Below are 17,376 nucleotides of genomic sequence, written 5' to 3' on the forward strand. Positions count from 1 at the left end.
CCGCCGCATCGCGGCTTGAACATATCCATTCATCCAAGATAGGAGCGCATATGAGCACAGCTTACGAACTGGCACGCGAGGCGTACGCCGCCGAGGGCATCGACACCGAGGCGGTCCTGGCGAAGCTGGCCGGCAAGGCGATCTCCGTCAACTGCTGGCAAGGCGACGACGTCATGGGCTTCGACCAGAAGGACAATGCGGCTTCCGGCGGCATCATGACCACGGGCAACTACCCGGGCCGCGCCCGCACCTTCGAGGAGCTGACGGCCGACTTCGAGAAGGCGTGCAGCCTCATCCCCGGCAAGAAGCGCATCAACCTGCATGCCAGCTATGCCATCTTCATCGACGAGAACCCCTGGGTCGACCGCGACCAGATCGAGTACAAGCACTTCGAGCCGTGGGTGGCTTGGGCTAAGGAGCACGGCTTCGGCATCGACTTCAACCCCACGCTGTTCAGCCATCCCATGGTCAAGGAGGGCCTGACCGTCTCCTCTCCGGACAAGGATGTGCGCGACTTCTGGATCCGTCATTGCATCGCCTGCCGCAAGATCGCCGAGCGCATCGGCGAGGAGCTTGACGACATGGTGCTCAACAACTTCTGGATCCCCGACGGCCTGAAGGACCATCCGGCAGACCGCTACGGCATGCGCGAGCGTCTGCGCGACGCGCTCGACGAGATCTACTCCTTCGACACGCCGCACGTCATCGACGCCATGGAGCAGAAGGTCTTCGGCATCGGCGTGGAAGGCTTCACCACCGGCAACCAGGAGTTCTACGTGTCCTATGCCGCGAAGAAGGGCGGCAACCACGTGGTGCTCATCGACGCCGGCCACTTCAACCCCATGGAGAACATCGCCGACAAGCTCTCCAGCCTGCTGCTGTTCTTCCCGTACGTGCCGCTGCACGTCACCCGCTCCATGCACTGGGATTCCGATCACGTGGTGCTGTTCGAGGACAACATCAAGGAGATCGCCGGCGAGATCGTGCGCTGCCCGGGCGGCTGGGACAAGGTCATCATCGGCCTCGACTTCTTCGACGCGTCCATCAATCGCATCGGCGCTTGGGCGACCGGCACCCGCGCCATGGAGAAGAGCCTGCTGTTCGAGCTGCTGCAGCCTGTCGAGCGCCTCAAGGAGCTGCAGGATACGTATCGCTTCTCCGAGAAGATGATCGTCACCGAGCAGTTCAAGACCATGCCGTTCGGCGCCGTGTGGGACGAGTACTGCCGTCGCGAGGGCGTGCCGACCGATGGCGGGCTGTGGGAGCCCATCAAGGCCTACGAGGATGAGGTGCTCTCCGGTCGCGCATAGGCGATCAGCCCTTACATGCAATGAAAGCAAGCGGCGGGCGAGGATCTGCATCCGAGCCCGCCCGATCCGCGTCGAAGTTCCCGGCGCATCATCGAAAGGCAGGAACATGGGTATTTTGGATAGCGCCCAGGACGTGCTGGGCCGCGGCGCACAGGCCGCGCAGGGCGTGCTCGACAAGGGCGTCACCGTTGCCAAGGGCGCCGTTTCGGGCGTGGCCGTGGAGCAGCAGCCGTTCATGAAGGCGTTCGTGCGCCTGTGCACCGATGGCTGGGACCAGGGTTGGCACGAGCGCAACGGCGGCAACCTGACGTATCGCTTGACCGACGAGCAGGTTGGCGCGTGCCGCCCGTTCTTCTACGACAACCCCTCCAGCTGGGTGTCCATGGGCGTGCAGGCCGATAACCTGCGCGGAGCGTTCTTCGCCACCACGGGCTCGGGCCGCTACATGCGCAACGTGCAGCTCGATCCTGCTGCCAACGTGGGCATCGTGGAGATCAACGACGCCGGCGACGCGTGGCGCATCGTGTGGGGCCTCAAGGACGGCGGCGTCCCCACCAGCGAGTTCCCCACGCATTTCATGAACCACAGCGTCCGCGTGGCGGCCACCGACGGCGCGTGCCGCGTAATCTACCATGCGCATCCGCAGAACGTCATCGCGCTGTCGTTCGTTATGCCGCTGGACGCGCGCACCATCACGCGCGCGCTGTGGAAGGCCATGACCGAGTGCATCGTGGTGTTCCCGAAGGGCGTGGGCGTCGTCCCGTGGATGGTCCCGGGCGGCTCCGAGATCGCGCAGGCCACCTGCGAGCTCATGAAAACCTACGATGCCGCCATCTGGGCGCAGCACGGCCTGTTCGTGTCCGGCCCCGATTTCGACACGGCGTTCGGCCTTATGCATACCATCGAGAAAGCCGCGGCCATCTACGCCGAGGCCCGTATGCTCAACGGCAGCAGCGACGACTTCCTCAACACCATCACCGACGACGGCCTGCGCGCCATCGCCCGCGATTTCAAGCTCGACATCAATGAAAGCTTCCTGGACTAGCGCAGCCGCCGGCCATAGGAACAAGTGAAAGGCAGATCGATCATGGCAATGTCTCAGGAGCGCAAGGGCACCATCGCGGTGTCGTTGACGAACTTCCTGGATTCGGGGTGCATCGTGGCATCGTCGGTGGCGCTGACGGCATGGGCCGCGGCATTCGGCTTCGGCTCGATGTGGACCTCCATCTTGGGCGCCATCGGCGCGAACGCGTTCGGCGCCGCCGTCGGCGCGCTTATCGGCGGTTTTCTGACCGACAAGTACGGGCGCACCATCATCTACCGTTACAACCTGCTGGTGTATGCGATCGGCGTGGCCATCGCCATGTGCGCCATGAACCTGCCCATGGTGGTTGTGGGCGTGGTGCTCTCCGGCCTGTCGGTGGGAGCGGGCGTGCCCGCATCGTGGAGCTACATCTCCGAAACGTCCACGTCCACCAAGCGCGCCGCGAACATCGGCATCAGCCAGTTCGCATGGAGCTGCGGGCCGGCCATCATATTCCTGCTTTCGTTGGCCCTGTCGTTCGTGCTCCCCGGTTTCGCGGCCGATGGCAAGACGCTGCTGCCCGCCGGAACCTACGGCCCCTTCGACGGCTTGCTGTCCACGCGCATCCTTTTCCTGGTGCTGCTCGTGGTGGCGCTCGTCGCGTGGAACCTTCAGCGTCAGCTGCAGGAGTCCAAGGACTGGGCGGAGAAGCAGGCCGAAACGGCCGAGCACGAGTCGTTCGGCCGTATGATGGCCAACGCGCTGAAGAACCCCGTCAACGTCAAGACCATCGTGTTTTTGGTGGCCGTGTACCTGACATGGAACCTGGCGGCGGGCACCAACGGCCAGTTCATGCCGTATCTGTACGCCGCAGCCGGCAACATCGATTCGGTGGGGCAGAGCCTGCTCGGCGTGGTGCAATGGGTGCTCGTGGCGGTCTGCTCGCTGGCGGTGTTCTCCAAGCTGGGCGATAAGGTGCCGCATCGCGTGCTGTTCGGGGTATCGGCGCTGCTGGCGCTTGCCTCGTGGGTGTGCATCGCCATCTTCGGCGCGGCGCTCAACAACGGCACCACCGATTCCATGGGCTGGTGCCTGTGGGCCTACGTCATCCTGTGGGGCGTTTCGGCGGGCTTCTCGGCGCAGTGCTTCTACGCGCTGTGGGGAACCGAGCTGTTCCCGACGCGCTATCGCGGCGGCGCTCAGGGCATCATGTTCTTCCTGGTGCGCGCGGCCCTTGGCATCTGGTCGCTCGTAGGCGTCGGCGCCATCATGGGCGATATCTCCACCAACCCGGCGGGCTTCTTCCCAGCGGCGCTCATCATGTGCGCGGTGCTGGTGGTGTCGCTCGTGGTCGGCGTGGTGTGGTGCCCGGACACGCAGGGCAAGACGCTCGATCAGATCACGGAAGAGCGTTACGGCAAGCTGCAGTAACGTTTTCGCTGCATGCCCGGGCGCGCGCCGCCCGGGCATGCGCGTTTCGCGGCGCATAACGTGCCGGCAGGGAAGGGGCTCGAAGCCTCTCGTCCGTCCCGGCGCCGCCGCAAGCTCGGGCATGCTCGTTTCGCGGCGCGTGCGCGCTGTGCGTGCAAGGGTCGGGAAATCCCCGGATCCGTGCGCGATTGCGTGCCCATATCCTCAACGGTAATGAAAGGAAAAGGCGATGACCGTACGTAAAACCGCCGAAGGCCGCACCATCAGCGGCTTCAAGATGAAGCTGTATCCGGGGTTCGCCGAGGAGTATGAGCGCCGTCACAACGAGCTGTGGCCCGAGATGGCCGATATGCTCCACGAGTACGGCGGACATAATTACAGCATCTTCATCGACGAGGAGACCAACATCCTGTTCGGCTACATCGAGCTCGACGATCCCGAGCGTTACGCGGAATCGGCGGAAACCGAGATCTGCCGGAAGTGGTGGGACTTCATGGCCAGCGTCATGGAGACCAACGCCGACAACTCGCCGGTAAGCGTCGATTTGCCGTGCGCGTTCCACCTGGATTAGCGCGCGGTTCGGCAGTATCGCGGAAATCGTGATAGAGGGAAGCCCGCAAGCCTCTCTCCATATCAATAGGCAAGCGCCCGCAACCTGGCTTGTGTGCAGGTTGTGGGCGCGCTTCGTTCAAGCAGGTTTTCCTTGAAACCGCGCATTCAGGCTCGTATAATATCCAGTTGCGTCTGGTGACTTATGGATACACCCGGGCGCGTGGATTGACGGAGTCGGTGCGTTCGGCCTCAAACGAGCGTGCTTTGGCAATCGCCACATCCACATCTGTAGGAAGGATCTCCGGTGCATGGTGAGGCATGCGAGCGGAAATCCAGATGGAAAGGTTTGAAATGGGAGTCAAACAGTACAGGCCGACTAGCCCCGGTCGTCGCTTCCAGACGGTTTCGGACAAAGCCGAAATCACCTGCGACAAGCCGGAAAAGTCCCTGCTTGCGCCGCTGAACAAGAAGGCGGGTCGCAACAACCACGGTCACATCACCGTCCGTCATCAGGGCGGCGGCGTGAAGCGTCGTTACCGCATCATCGACTTCAAGCGCAACAAGGACGGCGTGCCTGCAAAGGTCGCTACCATCGAGTACGACCCGAACCGCTCCGCTCGTATCGCTCTGCTGCACTACGTTGACGGCGAGAAGCGCTACATCCTTCACCCGAAGGGCCTGAAGGTCGGCGACATGATCGTCAGCGGCACCGATGTGGACATCAAGCCCGGCAACGCCATGCCGCTGTCCTGCATCCCCGTCGGTACGCTCATCCACGCTGTCGAGCTGCAGCCCGGCCGTGGCGCCGCGCTTGCCCGCTCCGCCGGCACGAGCATCCAGCTGATGGGCAAGGAAGGCAAGTACGCCATCCTGCGCATGCCCTCCTCCGAAATGCGCCGCGTGCTGCTCACCTGCCGCGCCACCATCGGCGAGGTCGGTAACGCCGAGCACTCCAACATCACGATCGGCAAGGCCGGCCGTAATCGTTGGCGTGGCATCCGCCCGACGGTTCGCGGTACCGTCATGAACCCTGTGGACCATCCCCACGGCGGTGGCGAAGGCAAGAACAAGACTTCTGGCCGTCACCCTGTCAGCCCCTGGGGCGTTCCGACCAAGGGTCATCGTACGCGCAACCCGAAGAAGGCCTCTAGCCGCCTGATCATTCGCCGTCGCAAGAAGTAGCGCTAAGCGTTAAGGAGTAATAGTGAGCAGAAGTTTGAAGAAGGGTCCTTTCGTTGAGCCTCGCCTTCTTGAGCGCATCGAGAAGATGAACGCGGCCGGCGAAAAGAACGTCATCAAGACCTGGTCCCGTGCCAGCACCATCTTCCCCGAAATGGTGGGCCACACCATCGCGGTGCACGACGGTCGCAAGCACGTGCCGGTTTACGTTACCGAGTCCATGGTCGGCCACAAGCTGGGCGAGTTCGCCCCCACGCGTACCTTCAAGGGTCACGCAGCCGACAAGAAGAAGCGATAAGAAGGGGTGAATCATGGAAGCTAAAGCAATCGCACGTACCGTGCGCATGTCGCCCCGCAAGGCACGCATCGTCGTCGACCTGATCCGCGGCAAGTCCGTCCCGGCTGCCCGTGAGATCTTGATGTTCACCAATCGCGCAGCCGCCGAGGCTGTCGAGAAGACGCTGAACTCCGCTGTGGCAAACGCTGAGTACCAGCATCATGTGCGTCCGGAGACGCTGGTCGTGAAGACCGCCTTCGTCGATGAAGGCCCCACGCTCAAGCGCATCCGTCCCCGCGCCAAGGGTTCCGCTTCGCGCATCCGCAAGCGCACCTGCCACATCACCATCATCGTCGCTCCGCGAGAGGAGGCATAAAGTCTATGGGTCAGAAGGTAAGCCCTACCGGGTTCCGCCTCGGTATCACCGAAGAGTGGCGCAGCCGTTGGTACGCCGACAAGGATTACGCCCAGAACCTGGCAAACGACTTGGCCATTAGGAAGTTCCTGGACAAGCAGCTGGCCCGTGCCGCCGTCTCCAAGGTCGAGATCGAGCGCGCAGGCGACAAGATCAAGGTCATCGTCACCACGGCTCGCCCGGGTGTCGTGATCGGCAAGAAGGGCGCCGAGATCGACGCTCTGCGCAAGAAGCTCGAGAAGGTCGCCAACGGCCCGGTCAACATCGAGGTCGTCGAGGTCAAGCGCCCCGAGCTGGACGCCAACCTCATCGCCCAGTCCGTTGCCGAGCAGCTCGAGGGCCGCGTCGCTTTCCGTCGCGCCATGCGCAAGGCCGTGCAGTCCGCTCGCAAGTCCGGTGCCAAGGGCATCCGCATCCAGTGCGCCGGTCGTCTCGGCGGTGCCGAGATGAGCCGCCGCGAGTGGTACCGCGAGGGTCGCGTGCCGCTGCACACGCTGCGTGCCAAGGTTGACTACGGTTTCTCCACCGCTCGCACGCAGATGGGCGCCATCGGCGTTCAGGTGTGGGTGTACCACGGTGAGGTCCTGCCGGGCCAGAAGGCTCCGCAGCCTCAGCTCGAGGGCAGCTCTCGCCCGAACCGTTCCCGCCGCAACGACCGTAATGATAGGGGGCGCAAGTAATGCTCGTACCTAAGCGTGTTAAGCACCGCAAGGTGCAGCGCGGTTCCATGAAGGGCCGTGCAAAGGGTGGTACCCGTCTGAACCACGGCACCTGGGGCATCCAGGCCCTGGAAGCACACTGGATCACCAACCGTCAGATCGAGGCCGCTCGTATCGCCATGACCCGTTGCATGAAGCGTGGCGGTAAGGTCTGGATCACCATCTTCCCGGACAAGCCGATCACCAAGAAGCCGGCTGAGACCCGCATGGGTTCCGGTAAGGGCAACCCCGAGGCCTGGGTCGCGGTCGTCAAGCCCGGTCGCATCATGTTCGAGATCGACGGCGTCGACGAGGCCACGGCCAAAGAGGCGCTCCGCCTTGCAATCAACAAGTTGCCCATCAAGTGCAAGATTGTGACCAAGGAAACGGAAGGGCAGGAGTAAATGAAAGCAGCAGAGATTCGTGAGCTGTCTGCCGACGATTTGCAGGCCAAACTCAAGGAAGCACGCGCTGAGCTTTTCAACCTGCGCTTCCAGATGGCAACGAGCCAGCTTGACAACACCGCACGCGTGAAGCAGGTCAAGAAGGACATCGCTCGCATCCAGACCGAGATGCGCGCCCGTGAGCTGAGCGCATAAAGGAAGGTTTGATAACATGAGCGAAGAGCGTAATACGCGTAAGGTCCGCCAGGGCATCGTGGTCAGCGCCGTTAACGACAAGACGATCGTCGTCTCCGTCGCCGAGCGCAAGCCGCATCCGGTGTACAAGAAGATGATGACGACCACCAAGAAGTTCCACGCGCATGACGAGAACAACGAGGCTGGCGTCGGCGATACCGTCACCATCATGGAGACCCGTCCGCTGTCCAAGATGAAGCGCTGGCGTCTGGTGGAGATCAACGAAAAGGCGAAATAGCCCTTTCCTCTTATCCCATCAGATTACCGATTGAAAGATAGGTTGAAGCAATGATTCAGATGCAAACCATGCTCGCGGTCGCCGACAACTCCGGCGCTCGCAAGGTGCAGTGCATCAAGGTCCTGGGCGGCTCCAAGCGCCGTTACGCGGGCCTGGGCGACGTGATCATCTGCAGCGTCAAAGAGGCTATGCCCAACGGTGCTGTCAAAAAGGGTGACGTCGTGCGCTGCGTCGTTGTGCGCGTGAAGAAGGAAGTTCGTCGCGCTGACGGCAGCTACATCAAGTTCGACCAGAACGCCGCCGTCCTGATCGACGCCAACGGTGCGCCGCGCGGCACGCGTATCTTCGGGCCCGTCGCCCGCGAGCTGCGCGAGAAGAAGTACATGAAGATCGTGTCCTTGGCACCTGAGACGCTGTAAAGGGGGTTATTCGCAATGAACAGCATGAACATCAAGAAGGGCGACACCGTCCGCGTTCTGTCCGGCAAGGACAAGGGCAAGGAGGGCCAGGTCGTTCGTTCTCTCCCCAGCAAGCAGCGCGTGGTCGTCGAGAAGGTGAACATGGTCAAGAAGGCCATGCGCCCCACTCAGCAGAACCCGCAGGGCGGCATCATGTCCGTCGAGGCTCCCATCCATGTCTCCAACGTCATGGTCGTCTGCCCCGAGTGCAAGCAGCCCACCCGCGTGTCCCACCGCGTGAACGAGGCCGGCAAGAAGGTCCGCGTTTGCAAGAAGTGCGGCAAGGACATCGATAAATAGTTTTGTTGAAGGCGGCCCGCCTTTGCGCGGGCCGCGTTTAGAATATGACCCTGGCCATATAAGACCAGGGACGCAGGGTCGGAAATCCTGCGTTTAATTCATCGAAAGGAAATCGCATGACTGCTCCTCGTCTCAAAGAGAAGTACAAGAACGAGATCGTCAGCAAGCTCAAGTCCGAGCTGGAGATCGCCAACATCAACGACGTTCCGCGTCTCGAGAAGATCGTCGTGAACATGGGCGTTGGCGCCGCCGCCTCCGACCACAAGCTGCTTGATGCCGCCATGAACGACATGCGCATCATCACCGGTCAGCAGCCCTGCATCACCCGCGCCAAGAAGTCCATCGCAGGCTTCCATGTGCGCGAGGGCCAGGCCATCGGCTGCAAGGTCACCCTGCGCGGCGACCGCATGTGGGAGTTCCTGGATCGTCTGCTGGCCGCTGCTCTGCCGCGCGTCCGCGACTTCCGCGGTATCTCCCCGACCAGCTTCGACGGTCGCGGCAACTACACGCTCGGCATCACCGAGCAGCTGATCTTCCCCGAGATCGAGTACGATAAGGTCGACCGCACCCGTGGTATGGACATCACGTTCGTCACCACCGCCGGCAACAACGAGAACGCCTTCGCGCTGCTTTCCGCGCTCGGCTTCCCGTTCAAGGACCGCGACTAACCCTTTTGTTTGACCGTAAGGATGGCCGGCCAGGTCATCCTGCAGGCAGTTTAAAGCCCGCCTTCCGGGCGGGCTTGGAAACAAGAAAGAAGGATTTGCATGGCAAAGAAATCGATGATCGCCAAGAGCGAGCGCGAGCCGAAGTTCTCCACGCGCCAGCACAATCGCTGCACGCGTTGCGGGCGTCCGCGCGCTTACTACCGTAAGTTCGGCCTGTGCCGCGTGTGCCTGCGCGAGCTGGCCAACAAAGGCGAGCTGCCCGGCGTGACCAAGGCTTCCTGGTAGGCCCCAACACAAGGTACGTACGGGTGTGCCACGGTTCAGGCGGGGGTGCTAAGGGCGCCTATCCGAACCGAACCGATCGGCTCATCACGAACCAAAGGAGAAACTTACTATGACCATGACTGACCCTATCGCAGATATGCTTACGCGCGTGCGTAACGCTAACTCTGCCGGCAAGGCTACGGTCTCCATGCCCTCCAGCAAGAAGCTGGTCGAGATCGCCCGCATCATGCAGGAAGAGGGCTATGTGGCCGGCTACGAGGTTGTCGAAGGCGAGCCTCGTGCCACGCTCGAAATCACGCTGAAGTACGGCGAGAAGAAGGCCAAGACCATCCGCGGCATCCGCCGCATCTCCAAGCCGGGTCTGCGCATCTACGCCGGCAAGGACGAGCTGCCCCGCGTTCTGGGCGGCCTCGGCACTGCAATCGTCTCCACGTCCAACGGCGTGATGACCGACCGCGACGCCCGCAAGAAGGGCATCGGCGGCGAGGTTATCGCGTACATCTGGTAGGAAAGGAAGGGATAGGTTTATGTCTCGTATCGGCAAGCAGCCCGTTACCGTTCCTGCCGGCGTCGACGTGAAGATCGACGGCCACATCGTGACGGTCAAGGGCCCCAAGGGCGAGCTCACCCGCGAGTTCAACCCCATGATGACCATCAGCCAGGAAGGCGAGGAGATTATCGTCTCCCGTCCTGATGATTCCCGTGAGGCCAGGAGCCTGCACGGCCTTACCCGCACCCTCATCCACAACATGGTCGAGGGCGTTTCCGCCGGCTACCAGAAGAAGCTGCAGCTGGTCGGCGTCGGCTATCGTGCCGCGCTGAAGGGCAAGGACCTGGAGATGCAGCTGGGCTTCTCGCACCCCGTTCTGATGGAGTGCCCCGAGAACATCACGTTCGAGGTTCCCAGCCAGACCGAGATCGTCGTCTCCGGCATCAGCAAGGAGCAGGTCGGCCAGGTGGCCGCCAACGTCCGCGCATGGCGCAAGCCTGAGCCTTACAAGGGCAAGGGCATCCGCTATGAGGGCGAGCATGTCCGCCGCAAGGTCGGCAAGGCTGGCAAGGACTAAGCGCGCAAGCGTAACTGAACGAAGGGATTACCATGAATAAGCTTCAGAAAAAGCAAGCTGCGCTGGCCCGTCGCCATCGTCGCGTGCGCGGTAAGATCTCCGGCACGCCGGAGCGTCCCCGTCTTTGCGTGACGCGCAGCAACAACAACATCTACGTGCAGTTCGTCGACGACGTTGCGGGCAAGACCCTGTGCGGCGTTTCCACCCTGGGCCCTGATTTCAAGGCCACGGGCAAGAACGGCGCTAACGTCGAGGGCGCTACCGCTCTCGGTGAGATCGCAGGCAAGAAGGCTCAGGAATGCGGCATCACGGAAGTCGTTTTCGATCGTGGTGGCAACCTGTACCATGGGCGCGTCAAGGCTCTGGCCGACGCTGCTCGTGAAGCCGGTCTGAAATTCTAGAAGGGGTTTAGTCTATGGCTCGCAACAAGCAAGAGAACGCCGCAGCTCCCGAGCTCGAAGAGCGCGTCGTTTACATCAACCGCGTGTCCAAGGTCGTCAAGGGTGGTCGCCGCTTCGGTCTGACCGCGCTGGTGGTCGTGGGCGACCGCAACGGCCACGTCGGCATCGGCATGGGCAAGTCCCAGGAAGTGCCTACGGCCATCAAGAAGGGCGTGGAGGACGCAAAGAAGAACATGTTCTCCGTGCCGCTGACCGACGAGAAGACGCTGCCGCATGAGATCATCGGCGAGTTCGGTGCCGGTCGCGTTCTGATCAAGCCCGCTGTTCCCGGTACCGGCGTTATCGCCGGCGGCGCTGCCCGTGCCGTCCTGGAGCTGTCCGGCGTGGAGAACGTCCTGTGCAAGTCTCTGGGCACCGACAACGTCATGAACGTGGTCAAGGCCACGGCCGAGGGTCTGAAGGAAATGCAGTCCCCCGAGTCTGTCGCCGAGCGTCGTGGCATTTCCGTTGCCAAGATCTACGGCTGGAAGGAGTAACCCATGTCTGACGCTAAGAAGACGCTGCGTCTTACGCAGGTGAAAAGCTCCATCGGTTACAAGAAGGATCAGGCTGCAACGCTGAAGGCCTTGGGCCTTGGCAAGATCGGCCGTTCCATCGACCAGGTCGACAATGCCAACATCCGTGGCATGATCTTCAAGGTGAAGCATCTCATCAAGGTGGAGGAGCTGTAAAGTTCCCAGGTGCCACCTTGGCATACTATCCCTCGTAGGGTAGAATTCTCGATTGGCGTGTCGGCTTTCCGGCGCGCCAATCGGCTGTATTGGAAGTTTGCTGGCGGCGAGCTGCCAGCACCGGGCGGGAGCCCGGTAAGCTATCTGCAAGGAGAAACAGAATGGAACTCAAGGACCTCAAGCCCGCAGAGGGCTCTCGTAAGAACCGCAAGCGCGTCGGTCGCGGCCACGCTGCTGGCCAGGGCAAGACCGCCGGCCGTGGTATGAACGGCCAGAAGTCCCGCTCCGGTGGCGGCAAGGGCGCCGGCTTCGAGGGCGGCCAGACCCCGCTGGCCCGTCGTCTGCCGAAGCTGCCCGGCTTCCGCAACATCAACCGCGTCGAGTACCTGCCCGTCAACGTCTCCCGTCTCGAGGAGAAGTTCGAGGCCGGCGACGTCGTCGACGGTGCTTCCCTGAAGGCCAAGGGTATCATCAAGCATGAGGACGCCCTGGTGAAGGTTCTCGGCGATGGCGACATCACCAAGGCCCTGACCATCAAGGTCGACAAGGTTTCTGCCTCCGCTAAGGCGAAGATCGAGGCAGCTGGCGGAAAGGTCGAAGAGCCTTGCTAAGCTCTATCATCGACGCGTTCAAGGTTCCCGAGCTGCGCAAGAAGATCTTGTTCACGCTGGGCATCCTTGCGCTTTATCGATTCGGTTCCTACGTGCCGGTTCCGGGCATCCCGTTCCACGAGTTCGCTGACTCGTTCCAGGATTCGGGCGTGTCCATGACCATGCTGGACCTGTTCACCGGCGGCGCGCTTTCGAACTTCTCGGTATTCTCGCTGGGCATCATGCCCTACATCACCGCATCCATCATCATGCAGCTGATGCAGGGCGTCATCCCGGCGGTGGGCCGTTGGGCGAAGGAAGGCGAGACCGGCAGGCGTCGCATCACCCAGGTCACGCGTTACCTGACGCTGGCCCTGGGCCTGATCAACGCCATCGGCTACCTGCTGCTGTTCAAGTCCCCGCAATACGGCGTGGTGTTCTCTTCCGAGGTGCCCGAGATCCTCACCGATATCCTGGTGGTGTTCACGTTGGTGGCCGGTACCGCGTTCATCATGTGGATGGGCGAGCTCATCACGCAGCGCGGCGTCGGCAACGGCATGTCGCTCATCATCTTCGTGAGTATCGTCAGCCGTGTGCCTTCGGCCATCTTCTCTTCGGTGAACCTGACCACCGACACCGGTATGGGCATCGCCATCACGGTGCTTATCCTGGCCGTGGTGCTTGTGTGCATCCCCGCGATCATCTTCGTGGAGCGCGCACAGCGCCGTATCCCGGTGAATTACGCTAAGCGCGTGCAGGGTCGTAAGATGATGGGCGGTCAGTCCACCTACATTCCCTTGAAGGTGAATGCGGCGGGCGTTATCCCGATCATCTTCGCAAGCTGCCTGATCTATTTCCCGGCTCAGCTTGCGGCTCTGTTCAACGTGGGTTGGTTGACGGCTTTCGCCGATGCCATCTCCACGGGTTGGTTGAACTGGATCCTCACCATCGCGCTGATCGTCTTCTTCGCGTATTTCTACACCTCCATGGTGTTCAATCCCGAGGAGACGGCGGACAATCTGCGTAAGCAGGGCGGCTTCATTCCCGGTGTTCGTCCCGGTTCCGCTACCGTGACCTACATCAAGAACGTGCTGCATCGCGTCACGCTTCCGGGCGGCATCTTCATCGCGGTCATCGCGGTTGTGCCGACCATCATCTTCTACTTTACCGGCAACACGCTTATCCAGGCGTTCGGCGGTACTTCCATCCTGATCATGATCGGCGTTGCGCTCGATACCATGAGCAAGGTTGAAAGCCAGTTGAAGATGCATAACTACGACGGTTTCTTCAAGTAAGGAAACCTTGCAGTTACCGAAGGGAGGGCCCGAGGGCCCTCCCTTTTTGTTATGATGCAAGTGCATTATCTGCATATCTCGAAAGGATTGCTTCACCATGAACATCGTGTTGCTGGGCGCCCCGGGCGCCGGTAAGGGCACGCAGGCTGCCAAGCTGGTCGAGGATTGCGGCCTGTGCCATATCTCCACGGGCGACATCCTTCGCGCTGCCGTTAAGAATCAGACCCCTCTGGGCGTTAAGGCCAAGGGCTTCATGGACGCCGGCGAGCTGGTTCCCGACGACCTGATCATCGATCTGATGAAGGAGCGCATCGAGCAGCCCGATACCGAGAAGGGCGTCATCCTGGACGGCTTCCCGCGTACCACCACGCAGGCTGTGGCTCTTGACACCATGCTTGCCGAGCTTAAGCGCCCGCTGAACGCCGCTCTGCTCATCGACGTCGACTTCGAGGTCATCGTCAAGCGTTTGACCTCTCGTCGTATGTGCAAGGAGTGCGGCCACATCGGTTCCGTCGCCGACGCTGCATGCCCCGCCTGCGGTGGCGAGATGTACCAGCGCGACGACGATAACGAAGCCACGGTTCGCAACCGCCTTGACGTCTACGAGAAGTCCACGGCTCCGCTGATCGACTACTATCGCGGCTGCGACCTGCTCGTGTCCATCGACGGCGACCGCGACGTCGACGTTGTGTACGCTGATGTGAAGCAGGCTCTGGGTCTGTAACATTTGCCGTAAAACGTGCATATTGCTTGAGAGGGAGGGGTGAAACTACCCCTCCCTTTGCTTATCCCGTATAATGGTTCGCCGTATGCCTACCATGAAACAGAACATATCCTACTGGCACCAGCAGCTTATGCTTAAGCATGGCGCTACGGTAAAGCACGTGTTGAAAAGCGCCGTGTTGTTGGTGCTTGCGGCTTTGGTGCTGGAAACGTTCGTGTTCAACTTCAATTACTTCCGCACGGCAGGGTACCACACTACCAATCTGAACAACCGTCTGGCTCTTACGAAGACGCTTGACAACCAGTATCGAGTTACCGAGGTTAATCACGTCATCGAGTTCAAGAACCTCAACTCTGAGGTTCACAACGTGTGGTTGAACTTCGATTATCGGCAACCTGCCCAGCAGCTGAAGGTGAAGATCCAGTTCACCGACGAGGCCCACAGCACGTATTTCGATTCCACCGAGTACACGGTCGGCGTGCCCGAGGTGGATGTCAACACGCTGTGCGATCAAAGCGAGTACATCAATCTGAACACCACGGGGTTGGTTTCCAACCTTAAGATCACCATCACCGGCGAGGACATCAACTACCCGGTGAAGCTCTCAGACGTGTCCATCAACGCTCGGGAACCGTTCCTGTTCAACCAAACGCGCTTCCTGCTCACGCTGGGTATTCTGGCACTTGCATTCATCTTCCGTCCGAAGTCGGCCATCTACCGCATCGGCATCGTTCGCAATCCGCGTAAATCCAAGGCTGCGCTGATCACCGCCGTGGCTATCGAGATCGTGTTGCTCAGCTCCTATTTGTTTATGGGCTCGAACCTGGTAGGCGTTGCTACCAGCACCTACAACTCCGGGTCGTGGGATGGCACCGGTATCGCCAACACGTTCAAAGTCGGCGGTGAGAATGCTCAGCAGTACGCCGAGCTTGCCAAGTCCATGGCTCATGGCCAGTTGTACCTGGAGGAAACCCCTCCGCAATGGCTTCAGGAAATGGACGACCCTTACGACAAGGGCGCCCGCGATGAGCTGCAGAAGGAAACGGGCGAGGAGTACCTCTTCGACGTTGCCTACCACGACGGGCATTACTATGTGTACTTCGGCGTGGTTCCCGTGCTTGTGTTCTACTTGCCGTTCTATTTGCTGACCGGGTCGAATTTCCCGACGGCTATCGGCGTGCTCATAGCCGTCATCATGTTCGTGCTGGGTTGTTCGGCTCTGCTCGACAGGTTCGCGCGCTATCATTTCAAGCGCGTCAGCCTGGGCTTGTACCTGTTGCTGCAGATTCCGCTGGTCATGTGCTGCGGCATCTTGTATCTGCTGAAGTTCCCGACGTTCTATTCGCTTCCCATTTCCATGGGCCTGGCGTTTTCGGTATGGGGCCTGTATCTGTGGATGCGCGGCCGTGCGGCGAAGCGCCCTTGTGGCTGGTACCTGGGCGGAAGCCTGTGCATGGCCCTGGTCGTCGGATGCCGCCCGCAGCTTATCGTGTTGTCGCTGGTGGCGTTCCCCTTATTCTGGCGCAAGTACATCACGAAGCGAACCATCCTCACGCGCAAGGGTGCGATCGAGTTCGCATGCTTGATGGCGCCGTACATTGTGGTTGCGGCGGGGCTGATGCTGTACAACCATGCGCGCTTCGGCAGCTTTACCGATTTCGGCGCGAACTACAACCTGACGGTCAACGACATGACCAAGCGCGGTTGGAACATCGGGCGTTTGGCGCCGGCGCTGTTCGCGTACTTCCTGCAGCCGCCATCTATGACCGGCGTGTTCCCGTTCCTGCAGCCTGCTCCGTTCGAGACCACGTACCTGGGGCAGACCATCAAGGAGGTCACGTTCGGCGGCGTGTTGGCGTGCCTTCCCATCCTGTGGATCCTGCCGTTCTCGCGCCGTATCCTGGCCTTGCGTTTCAAGCAGCGCTCGACGCGCACTATCGCCGGCGTCATCATCGCCTTGCTGTTCGGCGGCGTGGTGGTTGCGCTCATGGATGCGCAGATGGCGGGCATCTTGCAGCGCTACTATGCGGACTTCAGCTTCATGTTCCTGGCGGCATCGGTGCTTCTGGCGTTTATCGTCAACGAGAACCTTAGACCCGGGTTGACGGCCCAGGTGCTGCTCATGAAGGGGCTGTTGGCGCTCGTCTGCATCTCGGTGCTGTACATCTCGCTTATCTGCTTCGTCCCGGAAACCGGATGGTTCTCCGATATCTACCCCTGGTCGTATCAGGACATCATCGAGACGGTGTTGTTCTGGACCTAGGCGGCATTGCGTAGCGGGTAGTCGCTGCGTGCTAGCTCACATTGTCAACCCCGACCGATTTCAACGGCGAAAGAAAGGGCATCACATGCAACTGTTCATCGAGGAGACCTACGAGGATATGAGCCGTCGCGCGGCTGATCTGATCGCTGCGCAGCTGATCGTGGACCCGGCTTCCACGCTGGGCTTGGCAACCGGCTCCACGCCTATCGGGCTGTACGCGGACCTGGTGGAGGACTTCCAGGCCGACTGCATCAGCTTCGAGCAGGTCACCACGTTCAACCTGGACGAGTACCGCGGCCTGTCCCCCGAGCATGACCAGAGCTATCGCTACTTCATGCAGAAGAACCTTTTCGACCATGTCGACATCGACCCCGAGGCCACCAGCGTCCCCGACGGCGCCAACCCCGATGCGGAGGCTGCTTGCGAGTCTTACGAGCTGGCCATCAGCGAGGCCGGCGGCATCGACCTGCAGCTGCTGGGTCTGGGCCACAACGGCCACATCGGCTTCAACGAGCCTTGCGATGAGTTCCCCGTGCGCACTCACGTGGTTGAGCTGACGGAGAGTACCATCAACGCCAACAGCCGCCTGTTCGAGTCCATCGACCAGGTCCCCCGTGAGGCATACACCATGGGCATCGGCACCATCATGAAGGCGCGCGCCATCCTGGTGGTGGCCAGCGGCGTCGATAAGGCGCAGATCGTGCGCGACGCGTTCTTCGGCCCCGTCACCCCGCAGGTTCCCGCGTCGGTGCTGCAGCTGCATCCTAACGTCACCGTCGTGGTGGACGCTGAGGCCGGCTCGCTGCTGTAAGGCGTGTTGTTGCTATAATCG

At 61.3% G+C, this 17,376-nt stretch carries 25 protein-coding genes; all 25 read left to right on the forward strand.

The genetic code is table 11. The annotated features are described in order from the left end of the window. The first annotated feature begins 50 nt into the window (after positions 1 to 50). The 25 genes from Q0D52_RS00995 (at position 51) to nagB (ending at position 17,355) form a co-directional block, all read left to right on the forward strand. Complete coding sequence (locus tag Q0D52_RS00995) at positions 51 to 1,310, forward strand: L-rhamnose isomerase (RefSeq protein WP_294379587.1); 1,260 nt, start codon at positions 51 to 53, stop codon at positions 1,308 to 1,310. 106 nt (positions 1,311 to 1,416) lie between these two features. Then, positions 1,417 to 2,355 (forward strand): rhamnulose-1-phosphate aldolase, encoded by a 939-nt coding sequence (gene rhaD / locus Q0D52_RS01000; RefSeq protein WP_294379589.1) that lies wholly within the window; start codon positions 1,417 to 1,419, stop codon positions 2,353 to 2,355. A gap of 42 nt (positions 2,356 to 2,397) precedes the next feature. Further along, on the forward strand, positions 2,398 to 3,765 hold the full coding sequence (locus Q0D52_RS01005; RefSeq protein ID WP_294379591.1) for an MFS transporter: 1,368 nt from the start codon (positions 2,398 to 2,400) through the stop codon (positions 3,763 to 3,765). A 229-nt stretch (positions 3,766 to 3,994) separates the two neighbouring features. Further along, complete coding sequence (gene rhaM, locus Q0D52_RS01010) at positions 3,995 to 4,336, forward strand: L-rhamnose mutarotase (RefSeq protein ID WP_042432867.1); 342 nt, start codon at positions 3,995 to 3,997, stop codon at positions 4,334 to 4,336. Between the two features lie 332 nt (positions 4,337 to 4,668). Further along, complete coding sequence (gene rplB, locus Q0D52_RS01015) at positions 4,669 to 5,499, forward strand: 50S ribosomal protein L2 (RefSeq protein ID WP_042433633.1); 831 nt, start codon at positions 4,669 to 4,671, stop codon at positions 5,497 to 5,499. Positions 5,500 to 5,521: 22 nt separating this feature from the next. Further along, positions 5,522 to 5,794, forward strand: a complete 273-nt coding sequence (rpsS, locus tag Q0D52_RS01020) for a 30S ribosomal protein S19 (RefSeq protein WP_281624042.1) — start codon at positions 5,522 to 5,524, stop codon at positions 5,792 to 5,794. A gap of 13 nt (positions 5,795 to 5,807) precedes the next feature. Continuing rightward, positions 5,808 to 6,149, forward strand: coding sequence for a 50S ribosomal protein L22 (rplV, locus tag Q0D52_RS01025; RefSeq protein WP_294360684.1), 342 nt, complete (start codon positions 5,808 to 5,810; stop codon positions 6,147 to 6,149). Between the two features lie 5 nt (positions 6,150 to 6,154). Beyond that, entirely contained in the window at positions 6,155 to 6,868 is a 714-nt protein-coding gene (rpsC, locus tag Q0D52_RS01030) for a 30S ribosomal protein S3 (RefSeq protein WP_294360679.1), read from the forward strand. Beyond that, entirely contained in the window at positions 6,868 to 7,290 is a 423-nt protein-coding gene (gene rplP / locus Q0D52_RS01035; RefSeq protein WP_042432877.1) for a 50S ribosomal protein L16, read from the forward strand. Before rpsC ends, rplP begins: the two co-directional genes overlap by 1 nt. Beyond that, a complete protein-coding gene (gene rpmC / locus Q0D52_RS01040) occupies positions 7,291 to 7,485 on the forward strand; it encodes a 50S ribosomal protein L29 (protein ID WP_009306348.1) in 195 nt (64 codons plus the stop codon). Positions 7,486 to 7,501: 16 nt separating this feature from the next. Then, entirely contained in the window at positions 7,502 to 7,762 is a 261-nt protein-coding gene (gene rpsQ / locus Q0D52_RS01045; RefSeq protein ID WP_294360677.1) for a 30S ribosomal protein S17, read from the forward strand. Between the two features lie 50 nt (positions 7,763 to 7,812). Beyond that, the gene (gene rplN / locus Q0D52_RS01050; RefSeq protein ID WP_042432884.1) at positions 7,813 to 8,181 is read left to right on the forward strand and encodes a 50S ribosomal protein L14; all 369 of its coding nucleotides are present in this window, start codon (positions 7,813 to 7,815) and stop codon (positions 8,179 to 8,181) included. A 24-nt stretch (positions 8,182 to 8,205) separates the two neighbouring features. Continuing rightward, positions 8,206 to 8,520: a 50S ribosomal protein L24 gene (gene rplX, locus Q0D52_RS01055; protein ID WP_294360889.1), complete on the forward strand. Its 315-nt coding sequence runs from the start codon at positions 8,206 to 8,208 to the stop codon at positions 8,518 to 8,520. Positions 8,521 to 8,636: 116 nt separating this feature from the next. Beyond that, positions 8,637 to 9,188, forward strand: a complete 552-nt coding sequence (gene rplE, locus Q0D52_RS01060) for a 50S ribosomal protein L5 (RefSeq protein WP_294360674.1) — start codon at positions 8,637 to 8,639, stop codon at positions 9,186 to 9,188. Positions 9,189 to 9,287: 99 nt separating this feature from the next. Next, on the forward strand, positions 9,288 to 9,473 hold the full coding sequence (locus tag Q0D52_RS01065; protein WP_042432893.1) for a type Z 30S ribosomal protein S14: 186 nt from the start codon (positions 9,288 to 9,290) through the stop codon (positions 9,471 to 9,473). Positions 9,474 to 9,582: 109 nt separating this feature from the next. Continuing rightward, positions 9,583 to 9,981, forward strand: coding sequence for a 30S ribosomal protein S8 (gene rpsH, locus Q0D52_RS01070; RefSeq protein WP_042432896.1), 399 nt, complete (start codon positions 9,583 to 9,585; stop codon positions 9,979 to 9,981). 19 nt (positions 9,982 to 10,000) lie between these two features. Continuing rightward, entirely contained in the window at positions 10,001 to 10,540 is a 540-nt protein-coding gene (gene rplF / locus Q0D52_RS01075) for a 50S ribosomal protein L6 (protein WP_294161402.1), read from the forward strand. 32 nt (positions 10,541 to 10,572) lie between these two features. After that, entirely contained in the window at positions 10,573 to 10,941 is a 369-nt protein-coding gene (gene rplR / locus Q0D52_RS01080; protein ID WP_042432903.1) for a 50S ribosomal protein L18, read from the forward strand. A gap of 14 nt (positions 10,942 to 10,955) precedes the next feature. Further along, entirely contained in the window at positions 10,956 to 11,477 is a 522-nt protein-coding gene (gene rpsE, locus Q0D52_RS01085) for a 30S ribosomal protein S5 (protein ID WP_042432906.1), read from the forward strand. Between the two features lie 3 nt (positions 11,478 to 11,480). Continuing rightward, entirely contained in the window at positions 11,481 to 11,672 is a 192-nt protein-coding gene (gene rpmD / locus Q0D52_RS01090; RefSeq protein WP_042432910.1) for a 50S ribosomal protein L30, read from the forward strand. A 161-nt stretch (positions 11,673 to 11,833) separates the two neighbouring features. After that, positions 11,834 to 12,283, forward strand: coding sequence for a 50S ribosomal protein L15 (gene rplO / locus Q0D52_RS01095; protein ID WP_118349607.1), 450 nt, complete (start codon positions 11,834 to 11,836; stop codon positions 12,281 to 12,283). After that, the gene (gene secY / locus Q0D52_RS01100; RefSeq protein WP_294360671.1) at positions 12,277 to 13,557 is read left to right on the forward strand and encodes a preprotein translocase subunit SecY; all 1,281 of its coding nucleotides are present in this window, start codon (positions 12,277 to 12,279) and stop codon (positions 13,555 to 13,557) included. The genes rplO and secY overlap by 7 nt, the downstream gene beginning before the upstream one ends. Positions 13,558 to 13,654: 97 nt before the next feature. Further along, positions 13,655 to 14,281 (forward strand): adenylate kinase, encoded by a 627-nt coding sequence (locus Q0D52_RS01105; RefSeq protein WP_114620232.1) that lies wholly within the window; start codon positions 13,655 to 13,657, stop codon positions 14,279 to 14,281. A gap of 85 nt (positions 14,282 to 14,366) precedes the next feature. Then, complete coding sequence (locus tag Q0D52_RS01110) at positions 14,367 to 16,544, forward strand: hypothetical protein (RefSeq protein ID WP_294379593.1); 2,178 nt, start codon at positions 14,367 to 14,369, stop codon at positions 16,542 to 16,544. Positions 16,545 to 16,629: 85 nt separating this feature from the next. After that, entirely contained in the window at positions 16,630 to 17,355 is a 726-nt protein-coding gene (gene nagB, locus Q0D52_RS01115; RefSeq protein WP_294379595.1) for a glucosamine-6-phosphate deaminase, read from the forward strand. The last annotated feature ends 21 nt before the right edge of the window (positions 17,356 to 17,376 follow it).

This window comes from uncultured Senegalimassilia sp., assembly GCF_934630535.1.
Classification (GTDB): domain Bacteria; phylum Actinomycetota; class Coriobacteriia; order Coriobacteriales; family Eggerthellaceae; genus Senegalimassilia.